This is a genomic window from Cellulomonas sp. Root137 (assembly GCF_001426725.1).
GTDB lineage: Bacteria > Actinomycetota > Actinomycetes > Actinomycetales > Cellulomonadaceae > Cellulomonas.
This window is the reverse complement of record NZ_LMFG01000001.1, coordinates 1411537-1427925: the sequence shown is the minus strand read 5'-3', so window position 1 is coordinate 1427925 and position 16389 is coordinate 1411537. Positions and strand designations below refer to the sequence as shown.

Below are 16389 nucleotides of genomic sequence, written 5' to 3'. Positions count from 1 at the left end.
CGACGACGACCCGGCCCTGCGCCGTGCCCGCTAGACCCAGAGGCTCCGGAGGTTGCGCACGGCCTCGCGGCCGGCCCGGTTGGCGCCGACCGTGGACGCGCTCGGGCCGTAGCCGACCAGCTGGATCCGGGGGTCGGCGTCCACCTGGGTGCCGTGCATGACGATCCCGCCGCCGGGGGCGCGCAGGCCGAGCGGGGCCAGGTGGTCGAGCGACGCGCGGAACCCGGTGCACCAGAGCAGGGTGCGCGCGGCGACGTGGCCCGGGCCGCTCACCCAGCCGTCGCCGGGCGTGTCCGGGGCGTCCCACTCGACACCGTCGGGGGTGATCCGGTCGAACATGGGGCGTGCGCGCAGGACGCCCGCGGTGATGCCGATCCGGTACTCGGGGGTGAGGGGCAGGCCGGTCACGCTGACGATGCTCTGCGGCGGCAGGCCGGCCCGCGTGCGTTCCTCGACCTCCGCCACGGCCTCGCGGCCGACCTCGGGGGTGAACGCCTCGTCGCGCCACTGCGGCGGCCGGCGGGTGACCCAGGTGGTCGTCGTCACGCGGGCCAGCAGGAGCGTGAGCTGCACGGCGGACGTGCCGCCGCCGATCACGACCACGTGCCCGTCGGCGAGGTCCTCGGGGAGCTGGAAGTCGTGCGAGTGCAGCTGGCGCCCACGGAACCCGCCGCGGCCGGGGTAGGCGGGCCAGAACGGCTTCTGCCACGTGCCGGACGCGTTGATCAGCCCGCGGGCGCGCCAGACGACCGTCTCGTCAGGCCGCTCGATGCTGCGCGACCGCACGAGCAGCCGGTCGCCGTCGGTCTCGACGCGCTCCACGCGCACGGGCCGCTGCACGCGCAGCTCGAACGCCTCCTCGTACTGCGCGAAGTAGTACGGCACCGCGAACGCCGCCGGCTCGGTGAGGTCCGGGACCAGCAGCGGCATCCCGGGCAGGTCGTGGACCCCGTGCGCGTCGGCCATGGTGAGCCCGGGCCACCGGTGCTGCCAGGCACCTCCGGCCTGCGGGGCGTCGTCGAGCACCACGAAGGTGGCGGGCGCGGTCTCCCAGCCGGACTCCCCCACGGCCACCAGCCCGGCGCGGCGCAGGTGGTAGGCCGCGGACAGCCCGGCCTGACCGGCACCGATCACGGCGACGGTCACGTCCACGGGGCTCGCGGCGGCGGACGGCGATCGGCGCGCCCGTCGCGACCGGCGGGTGTCAGGGGTCCCGTCAGCCGTCGTCGGGGGGCTCCCAGAGGCATCCATCGCCCGCCAACGTACCCGCTCACCCGCCCGGCACCCCCGTCGCAGGTCCCGGTCGTGGTGGGATGGGCCCATGCTCGACGACGCGTCCGCGCAGGTCATCCTCAGCGCGACGGCCGGTCCGCTGACCACCGCGACCGCCGATGCCGTCCGCGCCCTCGCGGACCGGGCGGCGGCCGCGGACGGTGTCGCCCCCCTGTCCGAGCAGCCGCTGCTCTGGCTGACCGAGGCGGAGGCCCCGGTCATCCACCTGCACGCCACCGGCGTCGACGGCCTGGTCGGGTACGCGCAGCTGGACGTCGGCACGCAGTCCTCCGTGAAGGCCGAGCTGGTGGTCGACCCGGCGCACCGCCGCCGCGGGATCGGCCGCGCGCTCGTGGACCGTGCACGGGCCGAGGCGTCGGTGGTCCCGGGCCGGGAGCTGCGGGTCTGGGCGCACGGGGACCTCCCGGCCGCGCGGGCGTTCGCGGACGACTCGGACATGCCCGTGGTGCGCGAGCTCCTGCAGATGCGGCTCGACCTGACCACCCGCCCACCCAGCACGGCCGGCCTCCCGACGGGGGTCACGGTGCGGCCGTTCGAGCCGGGGCGCGACGAGGACGCGTGGCGCCGCGTGAACTCCCGCGCGTTCGCGTACCACCCGGAGCAGGGCCGGATGACGTCGGCGGACCTGCGCGCCCGGGAGGCGGAGCCCTGGTTCGACCCCGCAGGCTTCCTGCTGGCGGAGCGCGACGGCATCCTGCTGGGCTCCGTGTGGACCAAGGTGCACCCCGCCGGCGAGCACGGCCCGGACCCGGTCGGGGAGATCTACGTCGTCGGCGTCGACCCGGACGCGCAAGGGCTGGGCCTCGGGCGGGCCCTCACGGCGCTCGGGCTGGACCACCTGGCCTCCCGCGGGCTGACCGCCGCCATCCTGTACACCGGAGCGGAGAACACCGTCGCCGTGCACACGTACGAGCGCGCGGGCTTCGTCCGGTCCGCGGTCGACGTCATGTTCGGTTCGGATACCCCGAGTTCACCTCCGGGTGTCACGATGGGCGCATGACGGACGCCCCTGCCATCGATCCGGCCCTGGCGGCCCACATCGCCGAGCACATGGCGCAGGCCGAGCTCGACGAGTCCGCCGTGGACCTCGAGCCCCTGCCCACCGACCGGTTCCTCGACCGCGAGCTCTCGTGGCTGGCGTTCAACCAGAGGGTGCTCGAGCTGGCCGAGGACCAGGACATCCCGCTGCTCGAGCGGGTGCGGTTCCTGGCGATCTTCGCGTCCAACCTCGACGAGTTCTTCATGGTCCGGGTGGCCGGTCTGAAGCGCCGGATCGCCACGGGGATCGCCGTGACCGCCGCGTCTGGCCTCTCCCCCCGGCAGGTCCTCGAGTCCATCAGCGAGGAGGCGCACCGGCTGATGGCCCGCCACGCGGCGGTGTTCGCGGAGCAGGTGCAGCCGGCGCTGGCGCACGAGGGCATCACGCTGGTCCGCTGGGACGAGCTGGGTGAGAGCGAGCAGGACCGCCTGCGCAAGTTCTTCCGTCGCCAGATCTTCCCGGTGCTCACCCCGCTGGCCGTCGACCCCGCGCACCCGTTCCCGTACATCTCGGGGCTGTCGCTCAACCTCGCGGTCGTGGTGACCAACCCCGCCACCGGCAAGGAGCACTTCGCCCGCGTCAAGGTGCCGCCGCTGCTGCCCCGGTTCATCGCCGTCGACGCGGCCGGCCGGCCGAGCGCCCCCGACGTCCAGGCGGCGTCGCCCGAGAAGGGCCCGATGTCGTTCGTCCCGGTCGAGGACGTCATCTCCGAGCACCTCGAGCAGCTGTTCCCCGGCATGGTCGTCCAGGAGCACCACACGTTCCGGGTCACCCGCAACGAGGACGTGGAGGTCGAGGAGGACGACGCCGAGAACCTCCTCAAGGCCATGGAGAAGGAGCTGCTGCGCCGGCGCTTCGGACCACCCGTGCGCCTGGAGATCGCCGACGGGATCAGCCCGCGCATCCGCAACCTGCTCATCCGCGAGCTCGACGTCGCCGAGGACGAGGTGTACCAGCTGCCCGCGCCGCTGGACGCCACCGGACTCAACCTCATCGCCGACCTGGACCGGGCCTCCCTCCAGTTCCCCCGGTTCATCGCGTCCACACCCCGGCAGCTGGCCGAGGTGGAGAGCGCGACGCCCGCGGACATGTTCGCCAAGATCCGCGAGCGCGACATCCTCCTGCACCACCCGTACGACTCGTTCTCCACCTCAGTGCAGGTGTTCCTGCAGCAGGCGGCGGCCGACCCGCAGGTGCTCGCCATCAAGCAGACCCTGTACCGGACGTCGGGCGACTCCCCCATCGTCGACGCCCTGATCGACGCCGCGGAGGCCGGCAAGCAGGTGCTGGCCCTGGTGGAGATCAAGGCGCGGTTCGACGAGCAGAACAACATCTCCTGGGCCCGCAAGCTCGAGCAGGCCGGCGTGCACGTGGTCTACGGCATCGTCGGCCTGAAGACGCACTGCAAGCTGTCGCTGGTGGTGCGCCAGGAGTCCGACGGGCTGCGCCGCTACTGCCACATCGGCACGGGCAACTACAACCCGAAGACCGCGCGGCTGTACACCGACCACGGGCTGCTCACCAGCGACCCGGAGGTGGGCCAGGACCTCACGCGCCTGTTCAACCAGCTGTCGGGGTACGCCCCGAAGTCGCGGTTCCACCGGTTGCTCGTCGCCCCCCGCTCGGTGCGGGCCGGGCTCATCGAGCGCATCGACCGCGAGGCCGCCGCCGCGCGGATGGGCCAGCCGGCGTGGATCAAGATCAAGGTCAACTCGATGGTCGACGAGGCCACGATCGACGCGCTCTACCGCGCCTCGCAGGCTGGAGTCCCCGTGGACATGGTGGTCCGCGGCATCTGCGCGCTGCGGCCCGGGGTCCCCGGCCTGTCGGAGAACATCCGCGTGCGCTCGATCCTCGGCCGGTTCCTGGAGCACTCCCGGATCTTCGCGTTCGCCTGCGCCACGCCCCAGGCCGACGCCACGTTCGACGGGCCCGAGGTCTACATCGGCTCCGCGGACCTGATGCACCGCAACCTGGACCGGCGCGTGGAGGCCCTGGTCCGCATCGCCGACCCCGACCAGGTCAGCGAGCTCATCGAGCTCATGGACGAGTCCACCGACGACGGCACCTCCTCGTGGCACCTCGACCAGGACGGCACGTGGACCCGGCACCACCTCGGTCCGGACGGACCGCTCATGGACCTGCAGGCCGCGCTCATCTACCGGCAACGGCGCCGGCCGGGCACCGGGCGGTGAGCCCCGTCCAGGCACCGGCCGTCGTCGAGGCGGCCGGCGCCCTCGTGTGGCGCGTTCGCCTGGGGCGGCTCCAGGTCGCTCTCGTGCACCGACCCCGCTATGACGACTGGTCCTGGCCGAAGGGCAAGGTGGACCCGGGCGAGACGATCCTCTCGGCGGCGACCCGTGAGGTGGCCGAGGAGACCGGTCACGACGTGGTGCTCGGCATCCCGCTGCCCGGGCTCGAGTACCCCCTGTCCGACGGCCGCCTCAAGCGCGTGCACTACTGGGCCGCCCAGGTGGCCGGCCGGCCCGACGCGGCCGCGCTGCGCGCCCGACCCCCCGTGCCGCCCGCGTCGACCAAGGAGATCGACCAGCTCCGGTGGTGCGACGTCGCCGCCGCGTCCAAGCGGCTCACCCGCGACGACGACCAGGAGCCGCTGGCCGAGCTGGTCGAGGCCTACGACAAGGGCAGGCTGGACACCCGCGCCCTGGTGGTCGCGCGGCACGGCACGGCACGCCGGCGCTCGGACTGGAAGGGCACGGAGCTGGACCGCCCGCTCACGCCCGAGGGCCAGCGTCAGGCGCGCGCGCTGGTCTCGGTCCTGTCCACGTTCGGCGTCGGCAAGGTGGTCACGAGCGCGTGGGCGCGGTGCGTGAGCACGATCGCGCCCTACGCCGCCGCGGCGCAGCTCACCCCGGAGGTCTCGTCGATCCTCACCGAGGCGCAGCACTCCACCTCCCCCGCACGGGTGGCCGCCGAGGTGCTCACGCTCCTGGAGCTCGGCGGCGACGCCGTCCTGTGCACCCACCGGCCCGTGCTGCCCACCGTGGTCGACGTGCTGGCCCAGCACGCCCGGCGCCCGGTCGCGGACGCCCTGCCCCGGGCGGACCCGTTCCTGCACCCGGCCCAGGTGCTGGTGGCCCACGTCGCCCAGACGCCCAAGGGTCCGCGGGTGGTCGCCACCGAGACGCACCGGCCGCACGAGCTCTAGCCCGGGAACGACGCGAGGCGCCGCCTGATCGCTCGGGCCGCGCCTCGCACCGTGCTGGGAGAGGTCCTCAGGTGAGGATCGGGTTGAGGATCCAGTAGACGCACGCGGCCACGAGGGCGGCCATGGGGATCGTCAGCACCCACGCGACGCCGATGTTCCCGGCGACGCCCCAGCGGACCGCGGAGAGCCGCTTGGTGGCGCCGACGCCCATGATCGCGGACGTGATCGTGTGCGTCGTCGAGATGGGCGCGTGCAGCCAGTAGGCACTGGCGTAGAGCACGGAGGCCGCCACGGACTCGGCGACGAAGCCGCGCGCGGGGTCCAGCTCGATGACCTTGCGGCCGAGGGTGCGCATGATCCGCCAGCCGCCGGAGTACGTGCCGAGCGAGATCGCGGTCGCGGCGGAGAGCTTGACCCACAGCGGGATGGTGTCGCCGGTGTGGAACCCGCCGGCGACGAGGGCGAGCACGATGACGCCCATGGTCTTCTGCGCGTCCTGCAGGCCGTGCCCGAGGGCCATGGCCGCCGCGGACGCGGTCTGCGAGATCCGGAACCGGCGCATGGTGCGTGCGGGTGCGGAGTTCCGGACCAACCAGAGGACCCCGACCATGAGCAGGAACGCGAGCAGGAACCCGACGAACGGCGACAGGATCATCGGGATGACGACCTTGTCGAGGATCGCGTCCCAGTGCACCGTGACGCCGGACGCGATGCCGACGCCCGTCAGCCCGCCGATCAGCGCGTGCGTCGAGGACGAGGGCAGGCCGAGACGCCAGGTGATGAGGTTCCACGTGATGGCGCCGATCAGCCCGGACAGGACGATGATCAGCGCCTCCTGGGAGCTGACGCTCGAGATGCTGATGATGTCCTCGGCGATGGTCGTCGCCACCTGCGTGCCCAGGAGGGCGCCGACGAGGTTGAAGACGGCCGCCATGATGAGGGCAGCACGGGGCGTCAGGGCCCGGGTCGACACCGAGGTGGCGATCGCGTTGGCCGCGTCGTGGAACCCGTTGGTGTAGTCGAATCCGAGCGCGAACGCGACGACGACGATGACGAGCGCGAGCTCCACCTGGCTCAGGACTCCTTGAGCGCGATGGTCTCGACGGTGTTCGCCACCTTCTCGAAGGCGTCGGCGGCGTCCTCGAGCTTCTCGACGATCTCCTTGACCTTCATCAGCTGGATCGGGTCCGTGACCTCGTCGAACAGCTGGGCGAGCAGCTTGCGGTGGATCTTGTCGGCCTGGTTCTCGAGGCGGTTGACCTCGACCCAGTACTCGGACAGCGACTCCATGGAGCGCAGGCGGGGCATGGCCTCGGCCGTGAGCTCGGCGGCCCGCTGCAGCACCTGCACCTGGTCGGACACCCGCGCGGGCAGCGCGTCCACCTTGTACAGGACGATGAGGTCCGCGGCCTCCTCCATGTAGTCCATGCAGTCGTCGAGGCTCGAGGCGAGGTCATAGATGTCGTCGCGGTCGAACGGGGTGACGAACGTCTGGTTCAGCCGTCGCATGATCGAGTGCGTCGCGTCGTCGGCTTCGTGCTCGGCGTCGGCGATGCGCTTGCCGATCTCCTTGCGCGTCGGGCGGTCGGCTCCGAGCATCTCGCCGAGGAGGTTGGCTCCTGTGACGAGATGGACCGCCTGGGCGGCGAACAAGTCGAAGAACGTGGTGTCGCGCGGGGTGAGGCGCAGGCGCACGGCAGGCTCCGGAAGGCAGGGCGGGAGGGGGGAAAGCCAGGGAGGAAGGGCGGGATCAGGCTAGGACACGCTGGGTGGAATGCCTAACGCACGCCATCGTGCGCATGGACACAGGGTGACAGCCAGGTGGCGCCCGTGGGTCCGCCATGAACCGGCGGAGAGGGTGTGCGACGCCGGACCGCGGAGCGCCTCTCGGCGCGTGGCCGCTCGAAGCGGCTTGAGATGGAGCCCGGGGCTACCGCGGCCCGACGTCGCCGCTCATCGTACGCCCGGATGCCGGTCGCGGCGTGGGACCTCGGGTGCCGCAGGCGGGCGATCGGTGCGCTACCTGCGGGTTCACCCGTGCGCGATCGCCGGGCGTGGGCGACGTCACTCCAGGCGGTCCGCCCGCCACAGGGACGCCGCGTGCTCCAGCTCCTCGGCGGTGCGCACCAGCGACGCGGCGCCACGGGTCAGCCTCACGGCTCCGCTGGGGTCGATGTCGTCGAGGTGGTCGGCGTCGAACGCGGCACCCGTGGCGAGCACCCGGCAGAACGCGGCCGCTCGCTCGAGCGCGACGTCCAGCTCGCCCGTGTAGACCCCCGACAGGACCGCGTCGGCGACCACCCGGACGTCCGCGGGCCCGGGGGCGTCGGCGACGCCGGCCACCGCGTCGTGCACCGGGGCGGCCGCGACGCCGAGCCGGTAGCGGTCGGCGACGGTCGCGGGATCGCGCCGGACCCACTCCCGAAGCAGGTAGAGGCGCCAGAGGGCACCGGGGAGGCTGTCGGCCTGGCTCTCGGACCAGAGGGCCGCGACGACGTCGAGCCCCTCGCGCTCGACGAGCGACACGAGCCGGGCGACGACCTCGGGGTCGGTGTTCGCGCGGCCCTGGTGCACCAGGGCGGCCGCGGTGGTGTGCGCCGCCTCGTTGCGCAGCGCAGGGTCGTACCCGCCGGGGAGCTCCTCGGCCTGCGCGGGATCGAGCATGGCGGGTCGACGAGGGCGCTTCGCCCCTCCACCGCCTGTCCCGTCCATCGGACGATCTTGCACCGGACGGCGGGCCGCAGCCAGCAGGCACGCCTCCGACGTGCGCGCCCACCGGGTGAGGTCCAAGGTGGGGATGATTCCCCGGGAGCGGCTCGGGGGCGCCACGGAGGTACCGACATGTCCCACGCGTCAGGGTCGCCGCAGGGGGCGACGGGCGGTTCGGCCGTACCGCCGCACCCGTACAAGAACAAGGCCATCGGGCTCGCGGTCGCCGCCGCGGTCGGTGGCTTCCTCTTCGGGTTCGACAGCTCGGTCATCAACGGCGCGGTCAACGCGATCGAGGGCGAGTTCGACATCGACCCGGCCGTCACCGGCATCGTCGTCGCCATCGCGCTCCTGGGCTGCGCGTTCGGTGCGTGGCTGGGCGGCAAGCTGGCGGACCGGTGGGGCCGCACCCGGGTGATGTTCCTCGGCGCGGTCCTGTTCTTCGTGTCCTCGATCCTGTCCGGCATCGCGTTCAGCGCCTGGGACCTGGTCCTGTGGCGCGTGATGGCGGGCATCGGCATCGGCATCGCGTCCGTGATCGCGCCGGCCTACATCGCGGAGATCGCCCCGGCGGCGATGCGCGGTCGGTTGGGGTCGCTGCAGCAGCTCGCGATCACGCTCGGTATCTTCGCGGCCCTGCTCTCCGACCAGCTCCTGGCGACGTCCGCGGGCGGTGCGGCGGAGGACCTGTGGTTCGGGCTCGAGGCCTGGCGCTGGATGTTCATCGTCGCGGTCATCCCGGCCGCGGTGTACGGCATCCTCGCCCTGCGGATCCCCGAGTCGCCGCGCTACCTCATCGCCACCGGCAAGCGCGAGGAGGCCAAGGCGGTGCTGGCCACGACGCTGGCCGAGGGCGACGACGTCGAGGCCCACGTCGCCCAGATCGAGAAGACGATCGAGTCCGACAAGAAGCTGGAGTCGCAGGCGAGCCTCAAGGGCCCGCGCTTCGGGCTGCTGCCGGTGGTGTGGATCGGCATCCTGCTGTCGGTGTTCCAGCAGTTCGTCGGGATCAACGTCATCTTCTACTACTCGACGACCTTGTGGCAGGCGGTCGGGTTCGAGGAGAGCCAGTCGTTCATGGTCTCGACGATCACGTCGATCACCAACGTGCTGGTGACGTTCATCGCGATCGCGCTCATCGACAAGGTCGGGCGCCGGCCGCTGCTGCTCACGGGTTCCGCGGGCATGGCCGTCACGCTCGGCATCATGGCGCTCGCGTTCACGCAGTCGTCCGGGTCCGGCGAGGACGTCACGCTCGACGGCTCGTGGGGCGTCATCGCCCTGATCGCCGCCAACCTGTTCGTCGTCTTCTTCGGCGCCACGTGGGGCCCGCTGGTGTGGGTCCTGCTCGGCGAGATGTTCCCCAACCGCATCCGGGCCGCGGCCCTGGGCGTGGCGGCGGCGGCGCAGTGGATCGCGAACTTCCTGATCACGGTCTCGTTCCCGCCCATGCTGGCAGCGTTCGGCGCATCGATCCCGTACCTGATGTACGCGATCTTCGCGGCGCTCTCGTTCTTCTTCACGCTCTGGAAGGTGCCCGAGACCAAGGGCATCGAGCTGGAGGACATGGAGGGCGTCAAGGTGGACCGGAGTCGTCGGGGTACCTCCACGTCGGCCTGACGCACGACCCACCGCACGCGGCCGGGCCTCTCCACAGGCCCGGCCGCGTCGTCGTGCGTGTGCGGGGAACAACACCCGGCGTCAGTTGCTTGAAGCAATTATAAGTCGTATGGTTGCATCAAGCAACAAAAGGAGTCCCATGCCGTCCGCCCAGCCCGAGACGCCCCCGCAGACGCTGCTGCGGTCGGTCGAGGCCTTCAACCGCGCGCTGCGCGAGTCGTCCCTGGGGGTGGCCCGCGACATCGGGTGCTCCAAGGGCACCCTCGCGATCGTCCGGATCCTGCAGCACCGCGGCACCCTCCAGGTGAGCGACCTCGCGCACATCCTGCGCGTCGACATCTCGGTGGCCAGCCGCCAGGTGAGCCAGCTGGTCGACGAGGGGCTGGTCGAGCGCGCGGTCGCCGACGACGACCGCCGCGCCCGCACCATCCAGCTCTCCCCCGCCGGCCGGTCGCTCGCGGTGGAGATCGCGGCCGCCCTCGGGCGGCGCGCCGCCGACGTGTTCGCGGACTGGTCGCCCGGCGAGCTGCTCGACGCCGCCGCGACCCTGGACCGGCTCGGCGAGTCCGTGTCCCGCTTCGCCGCCCCCGCGGACGCAGCCGGCGTCCTCACCTCTGCCTGAACCCACCTCCCGACCTGCCGACGTCGCCGGGTCTCCCTGCCAGCACCCACGAGAGCGAGACCATGTCCAGCACCACCCCCACGCCCACGAGCACCGCCGAGATCGCCCCCAAAATGACCCACCGCGAGGTCCTCGAGGCCCTCTCGGGCATCCTGCTCGGGATGTTCGTCTCGATCCTCGCGACGAGCGTCGTGTCCTCGTCGCTGCCGCGGATCATCTCCGACCTCGACGGCACGCAGTCCGCCTTCACGTGGGTCGTCACCGCCACCCTGCTCACGACCACGATCTCCACCCCGATCTGGGGCAAGCTGGCCGACCTCGTCGACCGCAAGCTGCTCATCCAGCTCGCACTGGCGATCTCGGTGATCTCCTCGGCCCTCGCCGGGTTCTCCCACGACACCGGCATGCTCATCGGCATGCGCGCCCTGCAGGGCATCGGCGCCGGTGGCCTGACCGCGCTCGGCACGGTCCTCATCGCCGACATCATCAGCCCGCGCGAGCGCGGCAAGTACATGGGCCTCATGGGTGCCGTGATGGGCATCGGCATGGTCGGCGGCCCGCTGCTCGGCGGCGTCATCACCGACAGCGCCGGCTGGCGCTGGAACTTCTTCCTCGGCCTGCCGTTCGCGGTCGCCGCGATCATCGTGCTCCAGCGGACCCTGCACCTGCCCGCCCGCAAGTCCCGCCAGGTGACGATCGACTACGCCGGCGCCACGCTCCTGTCGATCGGCATCGCGACCCTGCTCCTGTGGATCACGTTCGCCGGCACCTCGTTCGACTGGGCCTCCTGGCAGACCGCCGCCATGCTGGGCGGCTCGCTGCTCGCCCTCGCGCTCGCCGTGTGGGTCGAGTCCCGCGCCGCCGAGCCGATCATCCCGCTGCACCTGTTCAAGAACCGGACGCTGGTCCTCTCCGTCGTCGCCAGCATCGCCGTGGGCGTCGCCATGTTCGGCACCACGGTGTTCCTCAGCCAGTACATGCAGCTGGCGCGCGGCAAGACACCGACCCAGTCGGGCCTGCTCACCATCCCGATGATCGTCGGCCTGCTGGTCTCCTCGACCATCTCCGGACAGATCATCAGCCGCACCGGCAAGTACAAGAAGTTCATGATCGCCGGCGCCGTGCTGCTCACCACGGGCACGGGGCTCATGGGCACCATCCACTTCGACACGAGCTTCACGCTGGTCTCGCTGTACCTGGTCGTCATCGGCGCGGGTGTCGGCATGCTCATGCAGAACCTCGTGCTCGCCGTGCAGAACACCCTGGACGTCCGGGAGGTCGGCTCCGGCACCTCGACGGTCGCGTTCTTCCGCACCCTCGGCGGCGCGCTCGGTGTCTCCGCGCTGGGCGTCGTGCTCTCCCACCGGGTCACGGACCTGATGGCCACGGGCCTCACGGCGATCGGCATCGACCCGTCCGCGATGGGCTCGGACGGAGCGATCCCGGACCTGTCGACCCTCCCGGAGAACATCCGGATGGTCGTCGAGCAGGCGTTCGGCAACGGGGTCGCGGACCTGTTCCTCGTGGCCACGCCCGTCGCGCTGATCTCGCTGATCGCCGTCCTGTTCCTCAAGGAGGTGCCGCTGGGCAACCGCTCGGGCATCGAGCAGCTCCTCGAGCAGGAGGCCGCGATGCTCGCGCCGGCCACGTCGGAGGCGGCAGTCGACGCCGAGCTGGAGACGCTGACCGACGAGCAGCGGGTCGCGACACGCGACTGACCGCAGCACACGGACGCGCCCCCCGGTCCTCAGACCGGGGGGGGTCCGAGTTGAGCCGACCGAGCTGGGTGGCCAGCGCCGCGATGTCGGTCTCGCCCCACCCGGTCAGCGCCTGGCGCAGGAACGTCCGCCGGGCCTGCTGCGCGCTCTCGAAGCGGCGCTGCCCCTCGTCGGTGAGCTCGAGCAGCTGACCCCGGTAGTCGTCGGGATCGGGCCGCCGGGACACCAGCCCGAGGGCGCCGAGGCGGGCGAGCTGGCGGGACATGGTCCCGCGCCCGACGCCGATGTTCATGGCGAGATCGCTCGCCCGCACCCCGGGCGACGCGGCGATGAGCGCCAGGAGCGAGTAGGCGGCGGGCTCGAGGTCGGGATGGACGTCCCGCGAGATCGCTGCCGACGACGCCTGCGCGCGGCGCAGGAGGAGGCCGAGCTCTCGCTCGAGCTGGCGGAACTGTTCGTCGACCACGGGGACATCCTGGCGGAGAAAGCACACAGATCGCTGCATCGCCACCCGAGCAGGTGGAAGCGTTTCAGCAGATCACCGCAGCCAGGGGGTGTCAACACCCCGGACCCTCGCCAGGGAGGCGCGGGTCAGTGCGACCAGGTCGACCGCTGACGCGCGACGTGGGCGATCGCGGCGATGCGCGCCGGGTCGAGCCGCACCGGCATGGCGCGGAAGACGGCCTGCACGTCCTGGCGCGCGATGGCGAACGCGTCGTGCCCCGGCTGGACCGTGCGCACCTCGAGGTCGCCGTGCACCACGACCACGCCGCGCACGGTGATCGCCGCGCACGCGGCCGCCAGGAGCGCACCCTGCACGCGGGTGGCCTCGAGCCGCGCGTCGCGCAGGTACGACATGGAGCGGCCGTCGACCTCGAGGGTGCGTCCCTCGACCACGACGCGCTGTCCCGGGTGCCGGCGCTCGGCGACGGTGAAGATGCCGGCCGGGCCGATGAGGAGGTGCTCGACCAGGCTGCCCTGGCGGCCCAGCGGTACGTCGTGGATGACCTGCCAGCCCTCGTCGCCCAGGCGCTCCAGCCGGGTGCGGACCGAGCTCCCGCGCTCTCCGCGCCGGGTCGCCAGGTCGATCGCGTCCCAGTCCTCGCCGCCGAGCCACGCCTGCAGCGCCGCCTCGTCGACCGGGTGGAGGTCGCCGTTGGCGGTGGTCGGCATGCTCAGCGCCAGCTCGGACACGTCGGCGCGCAGGTACGCCTGCGCCGCGCGGCGCAGACCGCTCTCGAGCAGCGGGTCGTCGACCACGACCTCGCCGGACTGCAGATCGACCGATCCGACCCGGGCGCCGGACTCCTGCGTGACATAGAGACGGTCGGCGCCGTACCGCCTCCACCGCCGCACCGTCAGGACATCTTCCACGCGTGCATTATCGGCACCCGGGCGCCCGGACTTCACACGTGTCGACCATCTGGACGTCGCCCGTTCGGGGTGTCGGGTCCGGCACGCCGGAGGACACCCCGAACGAGTTCGTGCGCAGGTGCGCTCAGCCCTCGGCCTCGAACGTCAGGCTGACCGAGTTCATGCAGAACCGGTCGCCCGTGGGGGTCTGCGGGGCGTCGTCGAACACGTGCCCGAGGTGCGACCCGCACCTCGCGCAGCGCACCTCGGTGCGGACCATGCCGAGGCTGCGGTCCGAGATCAGCTCCACCCGGTCGCCCGCCAGCGGCGAGAAGAAGCTGGGCCAGCCGCAGTGCGAGTCGAACTTGGTGTCGGAGCGGAACAGCTCGTTGCGGCACGCCCGACAGCGGTAGACCCCCGTCCGGTTCTCGTCCAGCAGCTCGCCCGTCCAGGGCCGCTCGGTCCCGGCGCGCCGGAGCACGGCGAACTCCTGCGGCTCCAGCTCCAGGGCCCACTGCTCGTCGGTCTTGGTCACCTCGTACGTCATCGGATCCTCCTGGGGAAGTTGGCGTCCGATGTAACCGCCGAGCGGGTGCGGACGTTCCCGACGCGCCGGGGCAATCCCTCTGACCTGGGATGTCGCTGTCCGGCCGAGAGAACGAATACTCTCGGCTCAGCGCGGCCCCCTCCCGACCCGCGCTCGCCCCAGCTCACGAGGTCCCGCGTGCCAAGAGCAACCCGCCGTCGCTGGCCGCTGACGCGCTCGTTCGCGGTCATCAGCATCGCGGCCATGGCTGTGCTCGGGCTCGCGCTCGTGGCGGTGACGTGGAGCGTGATGAGCCAGCAGTCGGTGCGGGACGGCATCGCGACCGCCGAGACCGTGACCTCCTACGCCAACGCCACCGTGCCGACCGACTCCTACGTGACGCAGGACGCCCTCACCCCGGAGCAGAGGGACGCCGTGGAGGCCGCGACGGCCGGGTTCGGCGAGCGGCTGGTGGAGCTGCGGCTGTGGGCGCTCGACGGCTCGCTCATCTACAGCTCCGCCGACCAGACCACGACCGGGTTCCCGGATGGCGCCCGGCTCGACCTGGTGACGCAGAAGGACGGCCGGCCGAGCGCCCGCGTGATCACCGACGTGCGCGGAGCCGAGGTCGAGGGCGAGGGCGGGACCGAGCGGCGCGTCCTGGACGTCTACGTGCCGGTACAGGCGGGCGACACCGCGGGGCGCGACCCCGCACGGCCGCGCGACGACGTGGTCGGCGCGGCCGAGGTCATGCTCAACCACGACGCCGCCAGCATCGCCCTCGCCGACGCCGTCCGCACCGTGTCGCTGGTGGTGGGCGTCGGCCTCCTCGCGCTCTGGACGGTCCTGTTCCGGACCGTGTGGACGGCCTCCCGACGGCTGCAGGCGACGGCGCTCGAGAACGCCCGGCTCGCCCTGCTCGACTCGCTCACGGGACTGCCCAACCGCCGCATGCTCGCCGAGCGGATGCGCCGCACGATCCTCGAGGCGGAGGAGACCGGCTCTCGCGTCGGCCTGATGCTCCTCGACATCGACCGGTTCAAGGACATCAACGACTCGCTCGGCCACGACCGCGGCGACGAGCTGCTGGAGCAGGTCGCGGAGCGGCTGCGGGGGGCGCTGCGGGACGACGACATCGTGGCGCGGCTCGGTGGCGACGAGTTCGCGATCCTGCTGCCCGATGTGCGCTCGGTGGCCAACGCGGAACGGCTGGCCCGCCGGGTGCGCGGCCTGTTCGTCCCGCCCTTCATGCTCGGCGAGCTGCCCCTGCACGTGGACACGTCGGTCGGCGTGGCGTGCCTGCCCGACCACGCGACCGACCCGTCGTCGCTCATGCGCACCGCGGACGTCGCGATGTACGCCGCCAAGCACCGCCGCACCGGCGTCTCGGTGTACTCGGCCGACGAGGACGACTCGTCGCCGGCCCGCCTGGTCCTCCTGGGCGACCTGCACCGCGCGCTCACCCCCGCGGCGGACGCCCCGCGCGAGCTGCGCATGCACTACCAGCCCAAGATTGAGCTGGCGACGGGCCAGACCGTCGGGCTCGAGGCCCTCATGCGCTGGGTGCACCCGACGCGCGGCGTGCTGCCGCCCACCACGTTCATCCCCCTCGCCGAGCAGTCCGGCCTCATCCACGACGTCACGCGGTACGCCCTCACGGAGTGCGTGACGCAGCTGGCCGCGTGGCGGACCGAGGGCCGTGCGACGCCGGTGGCGGTGAACCTCTCGGCGCACGACGTGACGACCGCGGCCGTGGTCGACCTCATCGAGTCGCTGCTCGAGGAGCACTCCGTGCCGCCGGACCTGCTCGAGGTCGAGATCACGGAGACCGCGCTGGTGGCCGACCCCTCACGGGTGGTCCCGGTGCTCGAGCGGCTGGGCGCGCTCGGCATCCGCGTGGCCATCGACGACTTCGGCATCGGCAACACGTCCATCTCCCAGCTGCGGGACCTGCCCGTGGACGAGCTGAAGATCGACCGGCTGTTCGTCGCCGACCTGGGGGTCGACGGACGGGAGGGCTCGGAGGTCGTGGTGCAGGCCATGGTGGACCTGGCGCACTCGTTCGACCTGCGGGTGGTGGCCGAGGGCGTCGAGGACGAGTCCACGGCCGTGATCCTGCGCCGGCTCGGCGTCGACCAGGCCCAGGGCTTCCTCTACTCGCAGGCGGTCCCGGCCGACGACCTCCCCCTGACCCAGTCGGTGCCGCGTCCGCGACGTGGTCGGGGCACGCGCAGCGGGGTCGTCCTGGCGACGACCCCGACCACCAGCACCCGTCGGGCGCGCCCACCGCGAGCGCCTGGCGCAGACAACTCGATCGGGTGAGTATCGTGCTTTCGTCTC

13 protein-coding genes and 1 pseudogene are annotated in these 16389 nt (G+C 72.2%); 7 read left to right on the top strand and 7 right to left on the bottom strand.

What is annotated here, in order from left to right; all coding sequences use genetic code 11:
• Positions 1-30 precede the first annotated feature (30 nt).
• The gene (locus ASD18_RS06810; protein ID WP_056088471.1) at positions 31-1152 is read right to left on the bottom strand and encodes an NAD(P)-binding domain-containing protein; all 1122 of its coding nucleotides are present in this window, start codon (positions 1150-1152) and stop codon (positions 31-33) included.
• 169 nt (positions 1153-1321) lie between these two features.
• Between ASD18_RS06810 and mshD the strand changes: the two genes are divergently transcribed.
• Genes mshD through ASD18_RS06795 form a run of 3 tightly spaced genes read left to right on the top strand, consistent with a single transcriptional unit; the run spans position 1322 to position 5501 of the window.
• Positions 1322-2293, top strand: coding sequence for a mycothiol synthase (gene mshD, locus ASD18_RS06805; RefSeq protein ID WP_082573605.1), 972 nt, complete (start codon positions 1322-1324; stop codon positions 2291-2293).
• Positions 2290-4527, top strand: a complete 2238-nt coding sequence (locus tag ASD18_RS06800; RefSeq protein ID WP_056088468.1) for an RNA degradosome polyphosphate kinase — start codon at positions 2290-2292, stop codon at positions 4525-4527. Before mshD ends, ASD18_RS06800 begins: the two co-directional genes overlap by 4 nt.
• Positions 4524-5501 (top strand): NUDIX hydrolase, encoded by a 978-nt coding sequence (locus ASD18_RS06795; RefSeq protein WP_056088465.1) that lies wholly within the window; start codon positions 4524-4526, stop codon positions 5499-5501. The genes ASD18_RS06800 and ASD18_RS06795 overlap by 4 nt, the downstream gene beginning before the upstream one ends.
• A gap of 67 nt (positions 5502-5568) precedes the next feature.
• Here ASD18_RS06795 and ASD18_RS06790 read toward each other — a convergent pair whose 3' ends face one another.
• The 3 genes from ASD18_RS06790 to ASD18_RS06780 all read right to left on the bottom strand — a co-directional run bounded on the left by ASD18_RS06790 (position 5569) and on the right by ASD18_RS06780 (position 8165).
• Positions 5569-6570: an inorganic phosphate transporter gene (locus ASD18_RS06790; RefSeq protein WP_056088463.1), complete on the bottom strand. Its 1002-nt coding sequence runs from the start codon at positions 6568-6570 to the stop codon at positions 5569-5571.
• A gap of 5 nt (positions 6571-6575) precedes the next feature.
• On the bottom strand, positions 6576-7196 hold the full coding sequence (locus ASD18_RS06785) for a DUF47 domain-containing protein (RefSeq protein WP_056088459.1): 621 nt from the start codon (positions 7194-7196) through the stop codon (positions 6576-6578).
• Positions 7197-7565: 369 nt separating this feature from the next.
• Positions 7566-8165: a hypothetical protein gene (locus ASD18_RS06780; RefSeq protein ID WP_056088457.1), complete on the bottom strand. Its 600-nt coding sequence runs from the start codon at positions 8163-8165 to the stop codon at positions 7566-7568.
• Positions 8166-8342: 177 nt separating this feature from the next.
• On the opposite strand from ASD18_RS06780, the gene ASD18_RS06775 reads away from it, so the two are divergent.
• The 3 genes from ASD18_RS06775 to ASD18_RS06765 all read left to right on the top strand — a co-directional run bounded on the left by ASD18_RS06775 (position 8343) and on the right by ASD18_RS06765 (position 12170).
• Entirely contained in the window at positions 8343-9830 is a 1488-nt protein-coding gene (locus tag ASD18_RS06775; RefSeq protein WP_056088454.1) for a sugar porter family MFS transporter, read from the top strand.
• 139 nt (positions 9831-9969) lie between these two features.
• Complete coding sequence (locus ASD18_RS06770) at positions 9970-10452, top strand: MarR family winged helix-turn-helix transcriptional regulator (RefSeq protein WP_056088451.1); 483 nt, start codon at positions 9970-9972, stop codon at positions 10450-10452.
• A gap of 62 nt (positions 10453-10514) precedes the next feature.
• Positions 10515-12170: an MDR family MFS transporter gene (locus tag ASD18_RS06765; protein ID WP_056088448.1), complete on the top strand. Its 1656-nt coding sequence runs from the start codon at positions 10515-10517 to the stop codon at positions 12168-12170.
• Between the two features lie 205 nt (positions 12171-12375).
• Here ASD18_RS06765 and ASD18_RS21505 read toward each other — a convergent pair.
• The 3 genes and pseudogenes from ASD18_RS21505 to msrB all read right to left on the bottom strand — a co-directional run.
• Positions 12376-12675: pseudogene (locus tag ASD18_RS21505) on the bottom strand (MarR family winged helix-turn-helix transcriptional regulator); the annotation flags it as partial.
• Positions 12676-12761: 86 nt separating this feature from the next.
• A complete protein-coding gene (locus ASD18_RS06760; protein WP_056088445.1) occupies positions 12762-13544 on the bottom strand; it encodes a nuclease-related domain-containing protein in 783 nt (260 codons plus the stop codon).
• A 124-nt stretch (positions 13545-13668) separates the two neighbouring features.
• Positions 13669-14070, bottom strand: coding sequence for a peptide-methionine (R)-S-oxide reductase MsrB (gene msrB / locus ASD18_RS06755; protein WP_056088441.1), 402 nt, complete (start codon positions 14068-14070; stop codon positions 13669-13671).
• A gap of 177 nt (positions 14071-14247) precedes the next feature.
• Here msrB and ASD18_RS06750 point away from each other — a divergent pair, with 177 nt between their 5' ends.
• Positions 14248-16371 (top strand): bifunctional diguanylate cyclase/phosphodiesterase, encoded by a 2124-nt coding sequence (locus ASD18_RS06750; RefSeq protein WP_235522280.1) that lies wholly within the window; start codon positions 14248-14250, stop codon positions 16369-16371.
• The last annotated feature ends 18 nt before the right edge of the window (positions 16372-16389 follow it).